General features: G+C 58.2%; 18 protein-coding genes. 14 read left to right on the forward strand and 4 right to left on the reverse strand.

Annotation, left to right across the window (positions count from 1 at the left end):
• The first annotated feature begins 12 nt into the window (after positions 1-12).
• Genes trbE through J2D77_RS10970 form a run of 7 tightly spaced genes read left to right on the forward strand, consistent with a single transcriptional unit; the run spans position 13 to position 7,773 of the window.
• Complete coding sequence (trbE, locus tag J2D77_RS10940; protein WP_007396828.1) at positions 13-2,454, forward strand: conjugal transfer protein TrbE; 2,442 nt, start codon at positions 13-15, stop codon at positions 2,452-2,454.
• Positions 2,451-3,254 (forward strand): P-type conjugative transfer protein TrbJ, encoded by an 804-nt coding sequence (gene trbJ, locus J2D77_RS10945; protein ID WP_039998460.1) that lies wholly within the window; start codon positions 2,451-2,453, stop codon positions 3,252-3,254. The genes trbE and trbJ overlap by 4 nt, the downstream gene beginning before the upstream one ends.
• Before the next feature lie 5 nt (positions 3,255-3,259).
• Positions 3,260-4,684, forward strand: coding sequence for a P-type conjugative transfer protein TrbL (trbL, locus tag J2D77_RS10950; protein ID WP_207846329.1), 1,425 nt, complete (start codon positions 3,260-3,262; stop codon positions 4,682-4,684).
• A 5-nt stretch (positions 4,685-4,689) separates the two neighbouring features.
• A complete protein-coding gene (gene trbF / locus J2D77_RS10955; RefSeq protein ID WP_045543509.1) occupies positions 4,690-5,373 on the forward strand; it encodes a conjugal transfer protein TrbF in 684 nt (227 codons plus the stop codon).
• Positions 5,370-6,371, forward strand: a complete 1,002-nt coding sequence (gene trbG / locus J2D77_RS10960) for a P-type conjugative transfer protein TrbG (RefSeq protein ID WP_045543510.1) — start codon at positions 5,370-5,372, stop codon at positions 6,369-6,371. Before trbF ends, trbG begins: the two co-directional genes overlap by 4 nt.
• On the forward strand, positions 6,368-7,543 hold the full coding sequence (locus J2D77_RS10965) for a TrbI/VirB10 family protein (RefSeq protein WP_207846330.1): 1,176 nt from the start codon (positions 6,368-6,370) through the stop codon (positions 7,541-7,543). The genes trbG and J2D77_RS10965 overlap by 4 nt, the downstream gene beginning before the upstream one ends.
• Positions 7,540-7,773, forward strand: coding sequence for a DUF2274 domain-containing protein (locus J2D77_RS10970; protein WP_007396822.1), 234 nt, complete (start codon positions 7,540-7,542; stop codon positions 7,771-7,773). Before J2D77_RS10965 ends, J2D77_RS10970 begins: the two co-directional genes overlap by 4 nt.
• Before the next feature lie 2 nt (positions 7,774-7,775).
• On the opposite strand, the gene J2D77_RS10975 is transcribed toward J2D77_RS10970, so the two are convergent.
• The 3 genes from J2D77_RS10975 to J2D77_RS10985 form a co-directional block, all read right to left on the reverse strand.
• Positions 7,776-8,696 (reverse strand): LysR family transcriptional regulator, encoded by a 921-nt coding sequence (locus J2D77_RS10975; RefSeq protein WP_099347859.1) that lies wholly within the window; start codon positions 8,694-8,696, stop codon positions 7,776-7,778.
• Positions 8,697-8,859: 163 nt separating this feature from the next.
• Positions 8,860-9,477, reverse strand: a complete 618-nt coding sequence (locus J2D77_RS10980) for a hypothetical protein (RefSeq protein ID WP_207846331.1) — start codon at positions 9,475-9,477, stop codon at positions 8,860-8,862.
• Entirely contained in the window at positions 9,474-10,988 is a 1,515-nt protein-coding gene (locus J2D77_RS10985) for an efflux transporter outer membrane subunit (protein ID WP_230975727.1), read from the reverse strand. The genes J2D77_RS10980 and J2D77_RS10985 overlap by 4 nt, the downstream gene beginning before the upstream one ends.
• A gap of 118 nt (positions 10,989-11,106) precedes the next feature.
• Here J2D77_RS10985 and J2D77_RS10990 point away from each other — a divergent pair, with 118 nt between their 5' ends.
• The 3 genes from J2D77_RS10990 to J2D77_RS11000 all read left to right on the forward strand — a co-directional run bounded on the left by J2D77_RS10990 (position 11,107) and on the right by J2D77_RS11000 (position 15,971).
• Positions 11,107-11,715: a TetR/AcrR family transcriptional regulator gene (locus J2D77_RS10990; protein ID WP_007396818.1), complete on the forward strand. Its 609-nt coding sequence runs from the start codon at positions 11,107-11,109 to the stop codon at positions 11,713-11,715.
• Between the two features lie 195 nt (positions 11,716-11,910).
• Positions 11,911-12,909 (forward strand): efflux RND transporter periplasmic adaptor subunit, encoded by a 999-nt coding sequence (locus tag J2D77_RS10995; protein WP_207846333.1) that lies wholly within the window; start codon positions 11,911-11,913, stop codon positions 12,907-12,909.
• Complete coding sequence (locus J2D77_RS11000; RefSeq protein WP_007396816.1) at positions 12,906-15,971, forward strand: efflux RND transporter permease subunit; 3,066 nt, start codon at positions 12,906-12,908, stop codon at positions 15,969-15,971. The genes J2D77_RS10995 and J2D77_RS11000 overlap by 4 nt, the downstream gene beginning before the upstream one ends.
• 78 nt (positions 15,972-16,049) lie before the next feature.
• On the opposite strand, the gene J2D77_RS11005 is transcribed toward J2D77_RS11000, so the two are convergent.
• Positions 16,050-16,655: a glutathione S-transferase family protein gene (locus J2D77_RS11005; RefSeq protein WP_207846464.1), complete on the reverse strand. Its 606-nt coding sequence runs from the start codon at positions 16,653-16,655 to the stop codon at positions 16,050-16,052.
• A 110-nt stretch (positions 16,656-16,765) separates the two neighbouring features.
• On the opposite strand from J2D77_RS11005, the gene J2D77_RS11010 reads away from it, so the two are divergent.
• The 4 genes from J2D77_RS11010 to J2D77_RS11025 all read left to right on the forward strand — a co-directional run bounded on the left by J2D77_RS11010 (position 16,766) and on the right by J2D77_RS11025 (position 20,041).
• The gene (locus tag J2D77_RS11010; RefSeq protein ID WP_007396814.1) at positions 16,766-17,320 is read left to right on the forward strand and encodes a TetR/AcrR family transcriptional regulator; all 555 of its coding nucleotides are present in this window, start codon (positions 16,766-16,768) and stop codon (positions 17,318-17,320) included.
• Positions 17,317-17,832, forward strand: a complete 516-nt coding sequence (locus J2D77_RS11015) for a GNAT family N-acetyltransferase (RefSeq protein ID WP_039998457.1) — start codon at positions 17,317-17,319, stop codon at positions 17,830-17,832. The genes J2D77_RS11010 and J2D77_RS11015 overlap by 4 nt, the downstream gene beginning before the upstream one ends.
• A complete protein-coding gene (locus J2D77_RS11020) occupies positions 17,832-18,833 on the forward strand; it encodes a zinc-binding dehydrogenase (RefSeq protein ID WP_207846334.1) in 1,002 nt (333 codons plus the stop codon). The genes J2D77_RS11015 and J2D77_RS11020 overlap by 1 nt, the downstream gene beginning before the upstream one ends.
• Before the next feature lie 344 nt (positions 18,834-19,177).
• Positions 19,178-20,041 (forward strand): hypothetical protein, encoded by an 864-nt coding sequence (locus J2D77_RS11025; protein WP_207846335.1) that lies wholly within the window; start codon positions 19,178-19,180, stop codon positions 20,039-20,041.
• The last annotated feature ends 249 nt before the right edge of the window (positions 20,042-20,290 follow it).

A 20,290-nucleotide genomic window follows, 5' to 3' on the forward strand; every position in this document is an offset into this window, starting at 1 on the left:
GAGGGCAGGGCGATGATGTCCCTTGGCGAATATCGCAACCGTGCTGCCCTCCTGTCGGATTTTCTCCCATGGGCCGCGCTCATGGAACAGGGTGTGGTCCTGAACAAGGACGGTTCATTCCAGCGCACGGCAAAAATTCGTGGTCCCGATCTGGACAGTGCCACACCAGCGGAACTGGTTGGAGTCACTGGCAGGCTGAACAATGCCCTGCGCCGTCTGGGCTCGGGCTGGGCGATGTTCGTCGAGGCGCAGCGCGTGCCCGCGACAGTATATCCCGACAGCGATTTTCCCGATGCGGCCAGCCAGATGGTCGATCTCGAACGTCATGAGCAGTTCGAGGATGAGGGCGTGCATTTCGAGAGCCAGTATTTCCTGACGCTGGTCTGGTTGCCGCCTGCGGAATCATCAGGCCGTGCCGAACGGTTTCTCTATGAGGGACGGGAGCGGGAGGGACCGGATCCGCATGGCATGCTCCATACGTTCGTGGACCGCACGGATCGGATGCTTGCCCTGCTGGACGGGTTCATGCCTGAAGCGGCATGGCTCAATGACGGCGAAACGCTAACGTATCTCCATTCCACCATTTCGACACGGAACCAGCGCGTCAGGGTGCCGGAAATTCCCATGCATCTGGATGCGCTGCTGGTGGACCAGCCGCTGTCGGGTGGTCTGGAGCCGAAGCTCGGCGATGCTTATCTGAAAACCCTGACCATTACCGGTTTCCCGTCACGGACCTTCCCCGGAATCCTGGATGACCTGAACCGGCTGGCGATGCCGTATCGCTGGTCCACTCGTGCCATCCTGCTCGACAAGACCGACGCCACGAAGGTGCTGACGAAAATCCGTCGCCAGTGGTTCGCAAAGCGCAAGAGCATTACGGCGATTGTCCGGGAGGTGATGACCAACGAGGCGTCGGTTCTCGTGGATAACGACGCCGCCAACAAGGCGGCGGATGCGGACCTTGCCTTGCAGTCCCTCGGTGCTGATGACGTCGGGCAGGCCTACATCACCGCCACGGTAACAGTCTGGGATGGTTCCGCTTCCATCGCTACAGAAAAGCTCCGTTTGGTCGAAAAGATCATCCAGGGCCGCGATTTCACCTGCATGGCGGAAAGCCTCAATGCGGTGGAAGCGTGGCTGGGTTCTTTGCCCGGTCATGTCTACGCCAATGTGCGCCAGCCACCTGTCTCGACGTTGAATCTTGCGCATATGATCCCGCTTTCCGCCGTGTGGGCGGGACCGGAGCAGGATGGGCATTTCAAGGCGGCACCTCTGTTCTACGGCAAAACGGCCGGTGCCACACCGTTTCGTTTCAGCCTCCACGTTGGTGATGTGGGTCACACGCTGATTGCAGGCCCGACAGGGGCCGGAAAGTCGGTGCTGCTGGCGCTGATGGCGCTCCAGTTCCGCCGCTATACAGGATCGCAGGTGTTCGCTTTCGATTTCGGTGGTTCGATGCGGGCCGCGACGCTGGCGATGGGCGGGGACTGGCACGATCTCGGCGGTGGCCTGACGGATGATGACGGCCACCCCGCCGTTTCGCTCCAGCCGCTGGCAGGGATTGATGATCCCGATGAACGCAAATGGGCTACCGAATGGCTGGGGCAGATCCTTGTCGGCGAGGGGGTGACGCTGACGCCGGACGTCAAAGCCCATCTCTGGTCGGCCCTGAATTCCCTCGCGTCATCGCCCGACCATGAACGCACGATCTCCGGTCTGGTGGCACTCCTCCAGTCCAACGTCCTGAAGCAGGCCCTGGCGCCCTACTGCCTTGGTGGTCCCTATGGCCGCCTGCTCGATGCAGACGCCGAGCGGCTGGGTGAAGCCGACGTGGTGGTGTTCGAGACCGAAGGTCTGATCGGTTCTGGCGCAGCCTCTTCCGTGTTGTCCTACCTGTTCCATCGCATCGAAGGCCGTCTGGATGGTCGCCCAACGCTGCTGGTCATCGACGAGGGCTGGCTGGTGCTGGATGACGGGGATTTCGCCGGCCAGCTACGGGAGTGGCTGAAAACCCTGCGCAAGAAGAATGCGTCGGTGATTTTCGCGACCCAATCCCTGTCCGACATCGCCAACAGTCCGATCGCGCCAGCAGTGGTGGAAAGCTGCCCGACGCGGATCTTCCTGCCGAACGAGCGGGCGATCGAGCCGCAGATCGCCACGATCTATCGGGATTTCGGGCTGAACGAGCGGCAGATCGCCATCATCGCCCGTGCGGCCTCGAAGCGGGAGTATTACTGTCAGGCCCAGCGTGGCAACCGTCTGTTCGAACTGGGGCTCGGGCCGGTAGCACTCGCCCTGTGCGCGGCATCCGGCAAGGACGACCACAAGCTGATCGACGCGGTGCTGGCGGAGCATGGACGGAATGGTTTTCTCCCCGCGTGGTTCGAGGCGCGTGGCGTCATGTGGGCGGCAGATCTGTTGCGCGATGATCGTGGACCAGAGGGCGTGCCATGATTGAAAAATCTTTCCGGCTTTGGGCTGAATTTTTCGGTCGTGCGAGCGAAAAACATTTCCGACGAGGTGTCCTTTTTACCTCTGCAATGCTGGCGGTTGGCGGGACATTCTCTCCCTTGCATCCGGCCCATGCCCAGTGGGCGGTGTATGACGGTGCAAACCACGTCGAGAACGTGCTGATCGCGGCCCGGACCCTCCAGCAGATCGACAACCAGATCACGTCCCTCGCCAATCAGGCGCAGATGCTGGTCAACCAGGGGCGCAATCTCGCGAGCCTGCCACTTTCGACATTGTCGACCCTGCAATCAACGATTTCGCAGACGACGGCACTGCTCGCGCAGGCGCAGAACATCGCCTACAGCGTGCAGTCGGTCGAGCAGCAGTATCAGCAGGCGTACACGTCCGTCTCGGCCGGCATGTCTGACGGCGCCCTGTTCAGCCAGGCACAGACGCGGTGGCAGAATTCCGTCGGCGGGTTTGAGGACGCCCTGAAATTGCAGGCGCGGGTGGTAGGAAACATCCCGAGCGATAGTTCGGCCATGACGCAACTGGTTTCCGCCAGCCAGACTTCCACCGGGGCGTTACAGGCCGCGCAGGCGGGCAATCAGCTTCTGGCCCTGCAATCCCGGCAACTGTCCGACATCCAGGCGGAACTGGCCGCGAACGGGCGTGCCATGGCCCTGCAACAGTCGCGCGATGCCGCGACAGAAGCAGAAAGTGACGCGCAGTATCAGCATTTCTCGCAGCATGACGCCTACGTGCCGGGCACGGTGTCCATGTTCGGCGGCAGTGGGAACTGACGGTCATGGCCACGAACGATGTCGGTGTTATCGACACTTTCCTCAATACCTTCACGACCACGATCGACAGTGGCTTCGGCCTTCTGAAAGGAAATGTCATCTCACTGGCGGGGTCATTATCCGTGCTGGACGTCGCCCTTGCCGGACTGTTCTGGGCCTGGGCGGCTGATGAGGACATCATCCAGCGTCTGGTGAAGAAGACGCTGTATATCGGGTTCTTCGCGTTCCTGATCAACAATTTCGACCATCTTGCGAAGGTGGTGTTCGACAGTTTCGCCGCCATGGGTCTCAGGGCCGGTGGCGGAAGTCTGCCACTTTCGGATTTCCTCCATCCCGGCCGACTGGCCGCGACGGGGTTCGATGCGGCCCAGCCGCTGCTGGAGTCCGTTCATAATCTTCTCGGCCCTGTCGCATTTTTCAAAAACTTCATCCAGATTTTTGTGCTGTGCCTGTCCTGGTTGATCGTGCTGGCAGCGTTCTTCATCCTGGCCGTGCAGCTTTTCGTGGCCCTGATCGAGTTCAAGTTGACCAGCCTCGCTGGTTTCGTGCTGATCCCGTTCGCCCTGTTCAACCGGACGGCGTTTCTGGCCGAGAAGGTGCTGGGCAATGTTGTGTCGTCGGGCGTGAAGGTGATGGTGCTGGCGGTGATCTCCGGCATCGCGTCCGTCCTGTTCCGGCAGTTCAACACCTCCTATGGCGACGCGGTTCCCACGATTGGCCAGGCGGTCTCGGTCGTGCTGGCGTCGGTGTCGATCGTCGGTCTGTCCATCTATGGCGGCAGCATCGCCAACGGGCTGATCTCCGGTGCCCCCCAGCTTGGGGCTGGCGCGGCCGTAGGGACCGGCATGGCCGTCGGTGCCATGGGCGCTGCGGCTGTTGCGGGTGTCGGGGCTGTCGCATCCGGTGGCGCCGCAGCCCTCGGCGCCACGGCTGCCGCCGCACGGGGAGGGGCCGCGATCGCCGGGGCTGCCACGTCCGCCTATTCGGCGGGAGCCGCAGGCGCGTCTGGCGGCGCGGGCAGCATGGCCGCCGGGATCGGAGGCATGGGCCGGGCCGTCGGCGGGAACGTCGCGAATGCCGTCAAAGGGGCGGCATCACGTGCCGGTTCATCCCTCAAAGAAAGCTACGCCGCCGGTGGACGCTGGGCCGCGCGCGGGATGGGCGGTGGAGAGGGTGACGAAACCGGTGGCAGCGGGCCGTCTCCATCGGGTGGGGGTGGTCCAGCTGGTGGCGGCGGCCCCTCGGGAGGTGGCCCTGCCGGTGATGGTCCATCTGGTGGAGATGGTGGCGGTTCTGGTGAACCGCCCCGCTGGGCTCAGAAGATGAAGCGTCGCAATGCCGCCGCCCATGCCGCCGAGGCCGCCCACATCATCCGCTCGGCCGACGGCGGCGGTGGCTCGGCGTCCATTGATCTCTCGGAAAAGGAATGAGGACGATGTTCCGTCGCTCCACCACCCGCTACGGGACCACGCCCGAACCCGTGACGCCCTATCAGAAAGCAGCGCAGGTTTGGGACGAACGGATCGGTTCCGCCCGCGTCCAGGCAAGAAACTGGCGGCTGATGACGTTCGGATCGCTCTTTCTCTCGGCAGGGCTCGGGGCCGGGCTGGTCTGGCAGTCCGCGCGCGGCACCATCACGCCGTGGGTGGTGCAGGTGGACCGGCTGGGGCAGGCGCAGGTCGTGGCCCCCGCGACAGCGGGCTATATGCCCGCCGATCCGCAGATCGCCTGGTATCTGGCGCAGTTCGTCCACGACGTGCGCGCCCTGTCGTCGGACCCTGTGGTAGTCCGGCAGAACTGGCTGCGGTCCTATGATTTCACCACCACGTCGGGCGCGCAGGCGCTGAACGATTATGCCCGCCTCAACGATCCGTTCTCGCGGATCGGGCACGAGCAGGTCGAGGTGGATATCGCCTCGGTGATCCGGGCCTCGCCCGGCAGCTTTCGTGTGGCCTGGAGCGAGCGCCATTACCGCGACGGCGCTTTTGTTGGCACCGAGCGCTGGACCGCCATCGTCTCGGTCGTCCTGCGCACGCCGCGTGACGCCGATCATCTGCGGAAAAATCCTCTGGGTATCTACGTCTCCGCCATCAACTGGTCGAAGGAGCTGGGCCAATGATCCGTCGTGCTCTTCGTTTCCTCCCGCTGTTTGTCCTGCCTCTTGCAGGCTGCGCGCAGCATTACCACCCGCCGATCATCCGCTACGATGATGCCGCTCAGGCCCTGCGCCAGCCCGATCCGCCGAAGCCGGTGCAGGTCGTGGAGGTTCCAAAAATCCTTCCCCTGCCGGGCCAGCTCAAGCCGCTGCCGCCACGACGCACGGCCCATCCGGTGCCCGAAGTCGCCGACCCGACCGTGCGCGTGACGCAGGCCAATCTGGCGGCGCGTATCCAGCCGACGCGGGCCGGTTATGTGAACGCGGTGCAGGTCTATCCCTATTCTGCCGGCGCGCTCTATCAGGTCTATGCCTCGCCCGGTGAGATCACCGATATCATGCTCCAGCAGGGTGAAAAGCTGGTCGGCACCGGGCCGGTGGCCGCTGGCGATACCGTGCGCTGGATCATCGGCGATACCGAGAGCGGGGCGGGGGCCACGAAGCGCATCCATATCCTGGTCAAGCCGACCCGGCCGGACCTGGCTACCAACCTGATCGTCAATACGGATCGGCGCACCTATCTCGCCGAACTGCGCTCCACGCCGGTGACGTATATGGCGTCGGTATCGTGGGACTATCCCGAGGATGATTTGATCGCCCTGCACCGGCAAAACGATGCGGCCGATGACATTGCTCCTGTGGACGTGGGTTTGGATCTCGACGCGCTGAATTTCCGTTACGCCATCCAGCCGGTGAAAGGCGCCACACCGCCCTGGTTACCCAGCCGGGCTTTCGATGATGGGCATAAGGTCTATATCGCTTTCCCATCCGGGATCGGGCAGGGGGAACTGCCCCCGCTCTTTGTGCTGGGGGCCGATGGCGGGCCGGAACTGGTCAATTACCGGGTGCGGCAGAACTGGATGATCGTGGATCGCCTGTTTGCCGCCGCCGAACTGCGGCTGGGCGACAAGCATTCCGAGCAACGGGTGCGCATCGTCCGTACCGACGGACGGCGGACATGACCGGGCAGGCGCCGACAGTGGGCGAAAATCCCGCAGGTGCTGCAACGCCGCCGCCCGATCTGCGTCTGCGGGCCGATCGGCCGCGCGTGGTGCGTCTGTCGCGCACCGTGGTCTGGTCGCTGGGCGGGGTCGGCATGGTCGCGGTGGCCTTCGCGCTGGGTTACGCCCTTCAGGCCAGCCATAGGCCGCCGTCCACGTCGGCCACACAGGATACCGATGTCCGTCCCTCGGCCGACGGGCTGGCGGGGCTGCCCTCCGATTATATCGGCAAGGACGTGCCGAAACTCGGGCCAGCGTTGCCCGGTGATCTCGGGCGCGCCATCCTGCATGCGCAAGGGCAGGGGAAGGCGGCCTCCGGTACCGAAGACCCCCGCGCCGCGCAGGAGGCCGAGGCGGCGATCGCCAGCCGGCTGTTCGTGCAGACGGGGGAGCGCGACCGTGCCAGTGACCAGGCGATGCCACCCGTGCCGGGCGCTCCTGCCTCTCAGGGGCGGGCGTCCACCACGGACGGACCACAGGCTGGAAACATTGCCTTCCTGGAAGGGCAGCCGGATCGCGCGACAACCAGCCCCGATCGCATCATGCCGCTGGTCTCGCCCTATATCCTTCAGGCGGGCACGGTGATCGCTGGCGCGCTGAACACGAAAATCAGCTCCGACCTGCCGGGCCAGATTACCAGCCATGTGACCCAGAACGTCTATGACAGCCCGACCGGGCGCTATCTTCTGATCCCGCAGGGGAGCACGCTGTTTGGGGCCTATAACAGCAGCGTCTCCTTCGGGCAGCAGCGCACCCAGATTATCTGGACCCGGCTGATTTTCCCGAATGGCGAAAGCCTGGTGCTGGAAAAGCTGCCCGGCGGCGACGCCATTGGCCAGTCCGGCCTGTCCGACGAGGTGAACAGTCACTGGGGGCAGTTGTTCAAAGCCGCCCTGGCCACGACCCTGCTCAGCGTGGGCTCCGAAGCCGGGACGTCATGGAACGAGAACAACCTGATGCAGGCGATCCGTTCTGGCGCCAGCAACGGGTTTTCCATGGTCGGTAACCGGCTGATCGATCGCAGTCTGAACGTCCAGCCCACCCTGACCGATCGGCCGGGGCTGCCCTTTACCGTTCTGGTCGGGCACGACCTGCTACTCAAACCCTACCGGGATCAAGGACATATACGATGACGGACCTGAAAATCCGGGAACTTCCCGATGAGAAACCGGTCAGAATGACCGTGGCGCTACCCGCCGACCTCCATCGTGACCTGCTTGCCTATGCGGCACTTCTTTCCGGCAACGATGGGGCGATGGACCCGGCCCGGCTGGTCGCGCCCATGCTTCGGCAGTTCATGATGTCGGACAAGGGATTCGCCAGGGCGCGGAGGCAGGCAAAAGCAGCATCGTCGGAAAAGTAGCCTCACGGCCACGGCTGATGGGCTTCGATATATCGGGCGAAGCTCTGGGCGCAGGGATTCTCATTGTCGGGCCGCCAGACAATGCCGAATTCCAGATGGGAGGAACCGCCTGCGTCACGGATTTCCATGATCGCGATGTCGTGGCCATGCTGATCGCGGATCAGCGGCAGCCACGAGGCCGGAAGTAGCGCGATGCCTTCCTTGTTCTGGACGAGTGCGACAACCCGATTGCTGCCGATATCATGATGACGGATTCTGGGATGGATATCGGTTTCACCGAGTTTTCGCCGGATAAGTTCCTTGAAATCATGACCGGCATTATCACGTCCGATCAGGAATGTTTCATGACGCAGATCTTGCCATGAGATTTCCCGTCGTGTCGCCAGAGGGTGATCGGTGGAGAGCGCCGCCACGATGCGGTCGCTCCAAAGGGGCATGACGCGCAGGACTGGCGTCAGATTGCGACGTGTGACGACCGCGAAATCGATCTGTCCGCGCTGGAGCCGACGCACCAGTCTCTTGCCTGTGCCCTCGGAATAGCGAAAGATGATATCGGGATGCGTAGCACGGAACTCCGCCGTGAAGGCCGAGAGGCGTCCAGGCAGGACGCAGGTCTGGATGCCGATGGAGATCTGGCCATTCTCGCCCTTGCCCGTCCGCCGAGCGCGGGCGTTCATGCCAGCCACGTTATCCAGGATCATCTGGGTCCAGAGGATAAATTCTTCACCGAAGGCTGTCGGGGTAGCACCGGCCGGGGAGCGGGTGAACAGCCTGACATTCAGCCGCTCTTCGAGGTTGTGCAGGGAGCGGCTGACGGCCGATTGCCGGGTGTTCAGGAAACGTGCCGCGCCGTGGATACTGCCTTGCTCGGCGATTGCCCGCACGCATAGGAGTTGCCACAGATCGAACGGTGGGCGCCGCATGGCCCGTCACACCATCTTGCCACGGCATGGTTTCAAAACCGTATTGTCCGTTAATTGTATAAAACGAGCATAGATGGGCAGAATAAACATGGCAGTTTTATCCTGTGATTGGGTATTGTTACGCCTCCGAAAACATAGCTAAATAAAATGACGCTGATAAAACTCATCTTGCGGAGACATTAATGTCTCCGCCCTGTTCAGAAATTTTCTTGATGTGATTTAGCATTCGTAGCCGTAAAATACCACTTACCCACCGGATGCATATCCAATAGGGAAGAAATAGCCGCTTTGTTTTTCTATCTGTGCATTTTATTCGCGTTTCTGTAGTTAGGAGGCACTCGCCTTTTGTAATTGACGTTACCATAATTGATACAAACACTTTATAGAAACCGGGCCGAGTAAAATGGATAAAATCAGAGGGGGATCGCATCACAGGAGATGTATTCGAAGAATCGAATGTGCCTAAAAGGCCGCGTATGATTTCTTTGGAGGGAATTTCGCGAAGGACGATAAAATCTTCAAAATCAAACATATCCGTTGCATCAAATGCTTTCAGACGTCGCGCCGGAAAGCGTAGCGAAAGGAAGAAACGGATAAGAGGGTCGTCCCTCAGCTTGAATGCCAAAGCGATTTTGAACAATGAGTTCTGATCGCTTCTGACCTTGATTGCATGTTGTTCTTTGAAATCATATTCAGGCGACACTTGATCGAGATCGGATGACGTTGTGAGAGTTTCGCCGCGCCGGATAAGAACATTCATGATGCGATCGGTAATATTCACGACTGCCAGCCTCCCCCAAGTGCGCGAAAGCATTCAACTGCGGCGCGATCCTCTTCTGCCCGCATGGATGCCAGTCGATCCTGCGCGTTCAATAAGGTGATGTTTGCTTGAAGGGCATCATTTAGAGCCAGAGTGCCCGCTGTATAGGACTGCCATGTGAGAGCCGCAGCATGGTGCAACGCTTCAACATTATGCATTTGTGACGCGATCGCTTGCCGTGTCTGGGAAAGATGAAAGAATGCATCTTCTACATCTTCTGCTGCGCGTAACATGGTGGCCTGATAGCTGGCGAGCGCCTCTGCGTAACTACCACGAGCACGGGAGACATCGCTGGATATTTTTCCGAAATCGAAAATGCGCCATCGTAATGCTCCTGTCGCAGTCGGCTGGAATCCAGGCGCAGTGAATAGCTGTTGCGGGCTCATACTTTCGAAACCCAGCGCGCCCTGAAGAGATATTTTTGGATAATAATTTGCCAGAGCCTCGCCGATGCGGGCGTTGCTTGCTGCCAGTCTTCTTTCCGAGGCGATAACATCGGGCCGACGCCGGAGAACTTCCAGAGGCTGCGCATTCGCGGATGGTGCGGGAACAGCGGGTAATTCAGCATAAATCCTGAGTTCTACAGCGTATGTTCCGGGCTGTGTTCCCATCAGGACATCAAGTCGGTTTGACTGCGTTTCCTCATCTTTTTCTATATCGATCATGTTTTGCCGGGCGGCCTCGACGACTACTGTAGCAGAGGACAATTCCCGGTCGTCGGCAACATTTCGACTGCGACGCTGCCGGATAAGGTCCATCATCTTCTGGTTGGAGGTGAAAACATCCCTGGCTATGCGTAGCCGGGCCTGATCGCCCCGGATGCGGAGGTATGTATCGGCAGCCTCGGCCGCGAGGCTCAGTCTCGTACCATCACCTTCTGCCTCAGCAGCCTGAAACTCATCCCGTGCGGCTTCGTGTGCTCTTCTCAAACCGCCGGCGATGTCCAGTTCCCAACTTGCCACCCCACCGACGTTGTACTCGCGATAATCCCGATTGAAGTGTGGAATTTCCCGAACAATATGACCGATGAGTCCTTCTTCGGACAATCTTGTCGCCGAAACCTGAGGGGAAAAATCGAGAGTTGGTAACATCTGTGCGGCTGCTGAGCGCGCGATTGCCCGTCCCTGAAGCACTCTCGCATAGGCTGCCTTCAGATCAAGATTCTGGGTAAGCACTCGGGACTCAATTTTATCGAGTTCTGTATCATGAAATGATTTCCACCAAGAAACCGCGTTCTCCGAGGAAGATATCGAGAACGCTGTTTTGCTGACATTGTGGAACGGGATAAGCGATATTTGTGGTGTCCGATAGTTCGGACCGACAGCGCATGCCGTCAGGCATGACATCACTGCGGCGAATACCGACTGTCGAATAATGGCTGCGGCGGGGCGGCGTCTCGCCCCTGGGTAAATAAGGCAACGCGTTCCTTCCTTCAGGGTACGGTTCTGAATCACCTGGGGAACCTCTGTCATGAATTGGTGCAGCCGTATGGAGTGTGGCGTATGACGTGTTCCATAAATCGTCACTCATTGTCAACGTGAGTAGCTCAACGTATGAATTAAGTGTTCCCTTTTTCGACGTGAGGTTCGGATGCAGTCAGCAGGCAAAGGTCAGAGAGGCCCGATAGACCATGAGCGGCGGGAGCAGATTCTCGATGCCGCCAATGAGCATTTCCGCCACTATGGATACAAGAAAACGACTGTCGCTGACCTTGCCAAGGCGATCGGTCTCTCGACTGCATATATCTACAAGTTCTTTGATTCCAAACGGGCTATCGGCGAAGAGATCTGTCGCCAGTGTCACGAGCGGGTGATGGCGGACGTCAAGGATGCCATGGGCTCCGGCAAACCAGCGTCGGAGAGGCTTCGCCTCATCTTTCTGACCCTTGCCCGTGACGGAATCGACCTTCTGTTCAATGACCGGAAAATGCACGACATTGTGCTCGCGGCTCTGGAAGAAGGCTGGTCGACGGCCGCCGACTTCGACGCGGAATTGCTGTCACACGTCAGATCGGTGATTGCCGATGGCAGGGACGCAGGAGAGTTTGAGCGCAAGACTCCACTAGAAGAAGCCTGCCGTGGAGTGGTCCTTGCACTCCAGCCTGTCAGACATCCCGTGCTTCTCGAGTTTAATCATAATACCCTTATTGAGGATGCCTCTCTCCTGGCCGGCCTGGTGCTGAGGAGCCTTTCAGTATAGAATTAACAAGTGACGAATTGACAATATCATCACTCGCGGCGAAGATGGCTCCCACGATGTATCGAGGGAGCAATTTGAATGCCGCCAAGAAGACGGTTTTTCGGGAAGTGGCTGGGCATATTGCTCCTCATGCCCGTAGTTGGTTGCAATAGGCATACGCCGTCAGATCCGCGCACGGCTCCGCGTGCCGTCCTTGTGATTGTTCCCGGCAGCACGACCTTTTCGTCCCCGATATATCCCGCTGTCGTCGCGGCACGCGTGCAGCCCACGCTTGCCTTTCGTGTTGCGGGGAAAATAGTTTCCCGGAAGGTCGACGAGGGTCAGGTCGTACATCGCGGTGATGTACTGATGACCCTCGACAGAACCGATCTTGCGCATGACGTGACCAGCCAGAGCGCTAATGCGGCATCGTTGCGTGCGGCCTGGGAGAATGCAGCGGCTGACGAACGTCGTTATCGGGGTCTGGATCAGACGGGCGCCGTGTCGAAGTCTTTCTACGATGGAATACGCAGTCGTGCCGAAAGTCTCCACGCACAACTCATGGCGGCGGACGCCAATCGCAGGATCGCGACTGACCGGGACGACTATACGGTTTTGAGGGCCGACCATGACGGTACGGTGCTTTCCGTTTTTGCCGAGGCCGGTAATGTTGTATCGGCAGGCCAACAGGTCCTGACCTTCGCATCAGCCGGTCCTCTGGAGGCGTCGGTTGATCTCCCCGAAGACATGAATCTTCCTATCGGCTCTTCAGCGATCGTTTCAGATGCAAAGAGCGATCAGATCATCACGCGCGCCGCGTCGCTCCGCCAGATCGCCGCTATTGAAGATACTGCAACGAGAACGGTGAACGCACGGTACATCATCCCGAATTTTCCGACGAACTTACGGATCGGACAGACGCTCACTGTTACGCTGACATCGTCACTGTCCGACGATATGGTCGTTCCTCTTTCTGCTCTTTTCGATATGGGAAGCGCACCGGGCGTATGGATCATCGAACCATCTAACAAGAAGGTCGCGTTTCACCCGGTGCCTCTCCGGCGTGTTGAAGGCAGCGCGGCTGTTATAATGCCCGATCAGAGAATGCGCGACCTGCGTGCTTCCGGCGAATTACAGGTGGTCGCTGCTGGTGTCCATGACCTCCATGCGGGGGAAGTTGTGACGATCGCGCCTGACCAGGCGCAGATGCAATGAAGGCGTTCAATCTCTCGGCATGGGCGGTTAGGGAACAGGCGATCACGCTGTTCCTGATCGTCGCGCTCGCCCTATCCGGTGCCTATGCTTTCTTTGCACTCGGCCGTGCAGAGGAACCAAGTTTTACCGTCAAGACGCTGACAGCCACTGTTCTATGGCCAGGCGCTACAGCAGAGGAGGTACAGGATCTGGTTGCCGATCCGCTGGAAAAGCGCTTGCAGGAGCTGACCTGGTATGACCGGGTGGAAACAATGGCACGCCCCGGCATGGCGGTCATGATGCTCACCCTCAAGGACAATACACCTCCATCTGCCGTGCCGGAGGAGTTCTATCAGGCGAGGAAGAAACTGGGGGACAGCGCGCATGTGCTTCCACGAGGTGCTATTGGCCCCTTCGTCAACGACGAATATTCCGACGTGGTCTTCACGGTTTATACCCTTGAAGGCAGGGATGTTCCGCTCTTCTTGGTGACCCGTGCTGCGGAGACCGTGAGAGAGAAGCTTCTGCATGTGCCAGGGGTCCAAAAAGTAGCGATTGTCGGGGAGCAGCCGGAGCGGCTGTATATCGATCTCTCACACTCGAAGCTGGCGGAACTCGGCCTGAGCGTAACGGACGTTATCCAGACGCTTCAGGAACGGAATGATGTTGTAGATGGGGGTTTTGTCGAAACCAGTGCCAGTCGGATTTATGTTCGTACGCGGCAACCACTGTCGCGACCGGACATTATCGGAAACACAACGATCAGTGTGGGGGGCCGGACTGTTCGACTGGGTGATATCGCGGCGGTCCACACAGGTTATGAGGAACCACCGGATTTTCTGACCCGTCATAACAACCAGTCCAGCCTGGTTCTCAATGTTGTCATGCGGCCTGGCTGGAATGGCCTGAAGCTCGGTGCTGCGCTGTCTCATGCTGAAGATGGGATCAACCGGAGCCTGCCGGTCGGGATTACGCTCACGCGGATCGTTAATCAGGCGCAAAATATTCACGCGGCCGTCGGCGAGTTCATGTTGAAATTCTTCGTGGCGTTGAGCGTCGTCATGTTGGTCAGCTTTATCAGCCTCGGCTTTCGTGTGGGTCTCGTTGTGGCAGCTGCCGTGCCTCTGACGCTGGCAATCGTCATGATCCTCATGCTTGTAACGGGGCGCGCGCTCGATCGGATCACGCTTGGCGCCCTGATCATCTCACTTGGACTTCTTGTCGATGACGCGATCATTGCTATTGAAATGATGGTCGTGAAGCTTGAGGAGGGCATGAACCGTATTGCGGCCGCGTCCTACGCATGGTCTCACACGGCGGCACCGATGCTCGCGGGAACACTCGTGACGATCATTGGTTTTACACCTATCGGTTTTGCACAATCAGCCGCAGGTGAATACGCAGGAAACATCTTCTGGATCGTCGCGTTCGCTCTCATCACGTCATGGTTTGTCGCCGTTATTTTTACGCCTTATCTGGGTGTCAAATTTCTGCCTGATCTCCGGGCAGCACATGCGCAGCCACCGTATCAATCCGCACGGTATGAGCGTTTCAGGCGGCTGGTCCGCAGCGTAATAACTCATAATAAGGCCGTCTGTGCAGGCGTGGTCTGCCTGTTCGTGCTGGCGTTTGTCGGTATGGGATTTGTGCGGCAGCAGTTTTTTCCCAGTTCGGATCGACCGGAGCTGCTGGCAGAAGTAATAATGCCGAAAGGAGCACCCATCGAAAGCACGGCCGAAGCAGCAAGGAAAGTCAGTGACTGGCTACAGAAGCAGCCTGAAACTCTCAGCGTCACAAGCTATATCGGTGGGGGCGCTCCCCGGTTCTTTCTGGCGTATAATCCGGAACTGCCTGATCCGGCATTTGCAAAAATCGTTATTATGACCGCAAACGCGAAGCAGAGAGACAGGCTGCGCGATAGCTTGCGCCAGGAAGTCGCGAAGGGCCTGGCGCCAGAGGCCAGGGTGCGTGCGACCGAGTTCGTCTTTGGTCCTTATACGCATTTTCCGATCATGTACCGCGTCATGGGGCCGGACGCCCAAACAGTAAGTCATATCGCTCAGCAGGTCAGCGATATTGTCCGGGCCGATCCCGAGACGCGGCAGGTGAATACCGACTGGGGAGAAAAACAGCCATCCCTGCATTTCGTGATGAATCAGAGCAGGCTGGCGCAGTTGAGTCTCTCACCTGACACTGTCTCGCGTCAAACCCGATTTATGTTGCAGGGCATAAGCGCGGCCCAGGCTACCAAGGATATTCGGTCGGTTGATCTGATCGTGCGCTCCGACGGCCAGTCTCGTGCAGACCCGGCCCGGCTTCTCGATCAGGATATCATTGCCGGTGACGGCCGTCGTATCCCGCTGCGGCAGATCGGCATGCTGGAATATCGCAGCGAAGAGCCTGTTCTGTGGCGGCGAGATCGCATTCCGACGATGACCGTGCAGGCGGATATCAATGATCAGCTTCAGCCGCCCGAGGTCGCCGCGCGACTGGACAAAGTGCTGCAGCCTTTGCGAACGACCCTTCCAGAAGGGTATCGTATTGAAACGGGAGGTAATACCGAAGAGTCCGCGAAGGCCAACGCAGCAATGGCACCGATTTTTCCGATCATGATTCTGCTCATGCTCGGGGTTATCGTTGTCGAAACCCGATCTCTATCGGCGATGACGATGGTCTTTCTGACGGCACCTCTCGGCCTCATCGGAATGGTTCCCACGCTTCTCCTGTTTCACCAGCCCTTCGGGTTTAATGCGATCCTTGGCCTCATCGGTCTTTCAGGCATCCTGATGCGCAATACGCTGATTCTGATTGGTCAGATCCACACTAATCTGGCAGACGGCATGGAGTTTTCCGATGCAGTTGTCGAAGCCACGGTACAACGGGCACGCCCTGTCATCCTGACGGCCCTGGCGGCAGTCCTGGCATTCATTCCACTGACTGAGTCGATTTTTTGGGGAGCACTGGCATTTACTCTGATTGGCGGAACTGCCGCCGGTACCGTGCTGACACTCCTTTTTCTGCCAGCATTATATACTCTCTGGCCGAGGAAGTCATTGGGGACGATTCATGCCGAACATGGCTGATATTTCCCGCTTAGATCTTTGCTTTCTGCACATATTGCTGTGATATGACCTCAAAACGGCAGGAACTGCCTTCATGTCTCAGCAATCTCCGTAGAGACCCGGTACGGGGATAAAACCCGGTAGATCGCGGACGCGATCGAGCCAGCGCATAAGAGCCGGGTAGGGGGTAAGGCTGATACCGCCTTCGGGTGCTAGTGCAAGGTAGGGAAAGAGAGCGCAGTCGGCAATTGTAGGCCGGCGGAGCGCAAACCAGTCCTGTGTCTCGACATGCGCATTAAGCACCGGCAGGAGTTTGTCGGTCCAGTGCATGGCAGTGCCCATATCGAGGGGATCACCGAATTTGTGGATCAGACGGGCGGCGTTCGGGCCATTGCGTACCTCGCTCGACGCCACTGAAAGCCATTGTGTGATGGTGGCTTGTGACATGGCGTCTTCAGGCCACCAAGCGCGGTTCGCCAGCCGGGCGGCAAGGTAAACCAGGATGGCCTGGGAGTCCCGAAGTGTGAAGTCACCATCCACCAGAACCGGGACTTCCCCGAACGGGTTCAGTTTCCGGAAATCCGGATCATGGTTCTCACCCGATGCGAGATCGACAGGAACAAGGTCCAGCTTCGTGTTGGTAAGGGCCGCGAAAAGTCGGATCTTGTAGCAGTTTCCGGAGGCGTCCAGATCATAGAGAAGCATCACGGAGTGTCCTGTGGTTGGAAATTAAGAGGGCAGGAGGCGGACAGGACTTGCCCGGCAGCACCATGCGCCCTACTGTGACGAACGACTGTTCGTGAGTCAAAGGCGAAATGAGAGAACCCGTTCCTATCCACCAGATCGTTGTCGAAGCCCGCGAACTGTTTCGCGAATATGGCTACGAAGGGGCATCCATGCGCGATCTGGCCGATCGCGTGGGTCTGCGTCCGCAAAGCCTCTACACGCGCTTTCCGTCGAAGGAATCGCTGGTGCCAGCAGTGCTGGCCCTGACTCTCGACGATACGCTGGTCGATCTTCCGGATCCAGCGGGGGACTGGCGTGCTGCCTGGCGGATGCTGATCGGGAGGATCGCGGAGACGTTCGAGGCACGAGGGCGCTGCGTGGGATTGCATCTCGCGTATGGCGTGACGGCGCAGACACCGGACGCTCGGGACGCGGTGCGGACGTTTTTCGCACGATTGCGCGATGCGATGGCCGGGATTCTGGACGCCGGGGAAGTTTCTGAACCGGTATCCGTCGCGACGGATACACTCGCGCAACTCGAAGGGGCAACGCTCTGGATCACGACCGAGGGCGACATGGAACCGCTCCGGCATGCTGTGGAACGTGCCCTGTGTATTGGTGATCGGGAAGGGAGACCACTGTGATCGAAACCAAAAGATTGTGTCTCTCGCTTCATCAGATGACGGATTTCCACGATCTACATACGATGTGGAGCGATCCGGATGTCGTTCGACACATCAGCTGTGTTCCATCGTCGGAACAGGAGTGCTGGTTTCGCCTTCTTCGCTATCGGGGCCTGTGGGATCTTCTGGGTTATGGATACTGGTGTGTCCGCACGAAAGCGGATGGGCGCTATGTCGGCGATGTCGGCTTCGCCGATTGGAAGCGCGATATCGAGCCATCTCTGGACGCTGCGCCGGAAGCCGGCTGGGTTCTGGCGCGCTGGGCGCATGGCAAGGGATTTGCGACCGAAGCCCTTCAGGCTGCATTGGCATGGATGGACGGGCGCGGCGTGGATCGCACGGTCTGTATCATCGCACCGGAACACGCGACGTCGTGCAGGGTCGCGGAGAAATGCGGATATTTTCTGAAAGGCAGCGCTTGTTTCCGAGCGGAGCAGACGCTGCTTTTACAGCGCAAGAGGGACGATCGGTGATGGACGCTTCCGTAACGACATACCGTGCCTGGAGCTGGCACGCGCCGGGCGAGCCCGAACAGCTTCAACTGGTGGACCGGGCCTTCGTGTCTCCAGGACCGGGTGAGATCGTCGTGCGGAATACCATGATCGCGCTCAATCCCGTTGACTGGAAAGTCATTGCCGCCAGTCCCGACGGATGGAGGCCGGGGCATGTGCCGGGCGTGGACGGTGTCGGAATCATCGCGGAGGTCGGCGACGGCGTGAGTATCCCCCTGGGAACGCGGATCGCATATCATCAGGGGATCGGCAAACCGGGTAGCTTCGCGGAATATACGATCGTGGATGCCGATTGTGCGCTCGTTATTCCCGACGGTGTCAGCGACGAGAGCGCCGCCGGAATTCCGTGTCCGGGGCTGACGGCGTGGCAGGCGCTCGCCAAGGTACCGGATATGCCGAACCGGGATGTACTGGTGACCGGGGCTGGCGGCGCTGTGTCGCTGATCCTGGTGCAACTGGCATTGCGTCGGAACTGGCGTGTCTGGGCGACCGCGTCGCCGGCTCATCACAAACGGCTGCTTGCGTTGGGCGTTGCCGGTACGTTCGATTATCGCGATGAGCGCTGGCGTGCGCAATTGACCGTAGCACTCGGGCCGCGCCGCCTCTTTGCTGTATTCGACACCACGAGCGGGGCGTATGCACGCGGTCTGGCGCCACTGGTGGGGTATAACGGACATCTGGTCTGCATTCAGGATCGGCTGGAATCACCGCCTCTGCCGCCGTTCACGACGGCGCTGTCCCTGCATGAAGTCGCGCTGAACAGCGCGCACGGCCATGCGACGGCGGAGAACTGGCGGGAGTGGCGCCAGGCCGGAGCGCAGTTGCTCGACGCTGTGCGGATTGGTGCCCTCGGTCTCCAGCCGCATATAGTCACCGCGTTCGATGACCTGCCGGCAAGCCTCTCCGCCCTGAAGCACGGGCGCATCAAGGGGAAAAAGATTCTCGTGCGCATTGAGGCTTGAAGCCGTAATACCAGCGTGCCCGTGCCCTCAGTGACGCGCGCGAGTAGAGTTTCCAAACTGTGTGATGACTGACTTCGGGCTGTCAGGGGTTTCGAAGCGTAGACTAATGGCAGCAACGGGTGGGGAACGGATGGTCGGCTCGTCTCTAGAATGGTCAAAAATCTGACATTCGCGATTAATACGCCAGAAAGACATATGGGAATCCATAGGCTCTAACTCAAAACTGAAGGTATATTTAGCATTAAGGGTAGCAGAAACACTACCCTATATAGCCGTTCCGTTGCACAACACTTGACTCTAGCGTGCCCGCATAGACTGTGGCTACCATATTTTGGGATGAAATTATGTTGATAGAAAGTGCGTTTTCAATGTTGCCTGAATTTGTTGCTGGGTTTGGCTTTCAAAAAGTAAAAAGAGAAGCAAACGCAACAGCAAATTTTTCTTTTTCATTACTCAATGCACTACATGCGAAAAACATTTTAGATCCAATACAAAAAATACAAATGGAACATAGTTATCAAACAAGTAAAGTTCCACTTCCCGCAACTGGAGCAAACAGGCATTGTGATATTTTTCTTGATTATGGTGGTTCAAAAATTGGTACCAAAGCACTTGAAAATTATGGCTGGAGGTATCGAAACTTTGTTGAGGCTAAATTTCTTAAATATTACAAAAAAACGAAATCAGGTCAGGATACTACGGTTTCAAAAAATAGCGCTGAAGTAATTGCTGATCTTCTTCGTCTCGTTGCGCTAGTTCCTGAACCACAAGCTTATTTAAATGCACCAGTGGCAAAGACAGCGACTGCCCGTTATTTTCTTGTCCTTTCCGACAACAACCCATCCATATTTATAAATAAACATCTTAAAGATCTTCATGCTGAATTTAAAAATCCCACACACACGAGCAATATTCACATAGATCTAAGCACGAAAAAAGCATCGAAACTATCAGAAAACACTGGGACCAATTTTAAAAATATTGACTTTTTAATTGAAAGAACAAAATGTTTTGTTCATTATCCATTAGATGAAAATTCACCAAATGCCATTTGGATGCTTTTATTACGGATAGATGCTGCAAAAATAACATTAAATACTCCGCGTGGTGCAATCTGGTTTCGTATAAAAGATAATCGAGAAATCGAACAGTCCCGGCCAGATGCATACAAAGACATACGGGATTTTATTGCAACAAATATAAAGTAATATATTTTACGTATTCAACATTCTAAATATTATTTCCACCCATGTCTCGATATTCATATAATTCCCGGTTAAACACAATGGAAACCACAGCGATATTATCTTCGCAATAACTGCGGGAGCCGAGGGCGAACCGGGGCCTCGCACAGCACGGTGGCCGTGGGCACGCCGTCGCGCAGTATCTCGCCTTTCGGCCCCCTCACGACAGGACAGATAACAGCGCAGACCACATTGGGGACAAGCGCACGGACA

It is taken from the genome of Acetobacter garciniae (genome assembly GCF_017377735.1).
Taxonomy (GTDB): domain Bacteria; phylum Pseudomonadota; class Alphaproteobacteria; order Acetobacterales; family Acetobacteraceae; genus Acetobacter; species Acetobacter garciniae.

Excerpts from the sequence above, each read along its gene's own strand:
- trbL (WP_207846329.1), top strand. The coding sequence starts at position 3,260 with ATGGCCACGAACGATGTCGGTGTTATCGACACTTTCCTCAATACCTTC.
- J2D77_RS11025 (WP_207846335.1), top strand. The coding sequence starts at position 19,178 with ATGTTGATAGAAAGTGCGTTTTCAATGTTGCCTGAATTTGTTGCTGGG.
- trbF (WP_045543509.1), top strand. The coding sequence starts at position 4,690 with ATGTTCCGTCGCTCCACCACCCGCTACGGGACCACGCCCGAACCCGTG.
- trbE (WP_007396828.1), top strand. The coding sequence starts at position 13 with ATGATGTCCCTTGGCGAATATCGCAACCGTGCTGCCCTCCTGTCGGAT.
- J2D77_RS11005 (WP_207846464.1), bottom strand. The coding sequence starts at position 16,655 with ATGCTTCTCTATGATCTGGACGCCTCCGGAAACTGCTACAAGATCCGA.
- trbJ (WP_039998460.1), top strand. The coding sequence starts at position 2,451 with ATGATTGAAAAATCTTTCCGGCTTTGGGCTGAATTTTTCGGTCGTGCG.
- trbG (WP_045543510.1), top strand. The coding sequence starts at position 5,370 with ATGATCCGTCGTGCTCTTCGTTTCCTCCCGCTGTTTGTCCTGCCTCTT.
- J2D77_RS10990 (WP_007396818.1), top strand. The coding sequence starts at position 11,107 with ATGCAGTCAGCAGGCAAAGGTCAGAGAGGCCCGATAGACCATGAGCGG.
- J2D77_RS11020 (WP_207846334.1), top strand. The coding sequence starts at position 17,832 with ATGGACGCTTCCGTAACGACATACCGTGCCTGGAGCTGGCACGCGCCG.
- J2D77_RS10985 (WP_230975727.1), bottom strand. The coding sequence starts at position 10,988 with ATGACAGAGGTTCCCCAGGTGATTCAGAACCGTACCCTGAAGGAAGGA.
- J2D77_RS10975 (WP_099347859.1), bottom strand. The coding sequence starts at position 8,696 with ATGCGGCGCCCACCGTTCGATCTGTGGCAACTCCTATGCGTGCGGGCA.
- J2D77_RS11000 (WP_007396816.1), top strand. The coding sequence starts at position 12,906 with ATGAAGGCGTTCAATCTCTCGGCATGGGCGGTTAGGGAACAGGCGATC.
- J2D77_RS10965 (WP_207846330.1), top strand. The coding sequence starts at position 6,368 with ATGACCGGGCAGGCGCCGACAGTGGGCGAAAATCCCGCAGGTGCTGCA.
- J2D77_RS10970 (WP_007396822.1), top strand. The coding sequence starts at position 7,540 with ATGACGGACCTGAAAATCCGGGAACTTCCCGATGAGAAACCGGTCAGA.
- J2D77_RS11010 (WP_007396814.1), top strand. The coding sequence starts at position 16,766 with ATGAGAGAACCCGTTCCTATCCACCAGATCGTTGTCGAAGCCCGCGAA.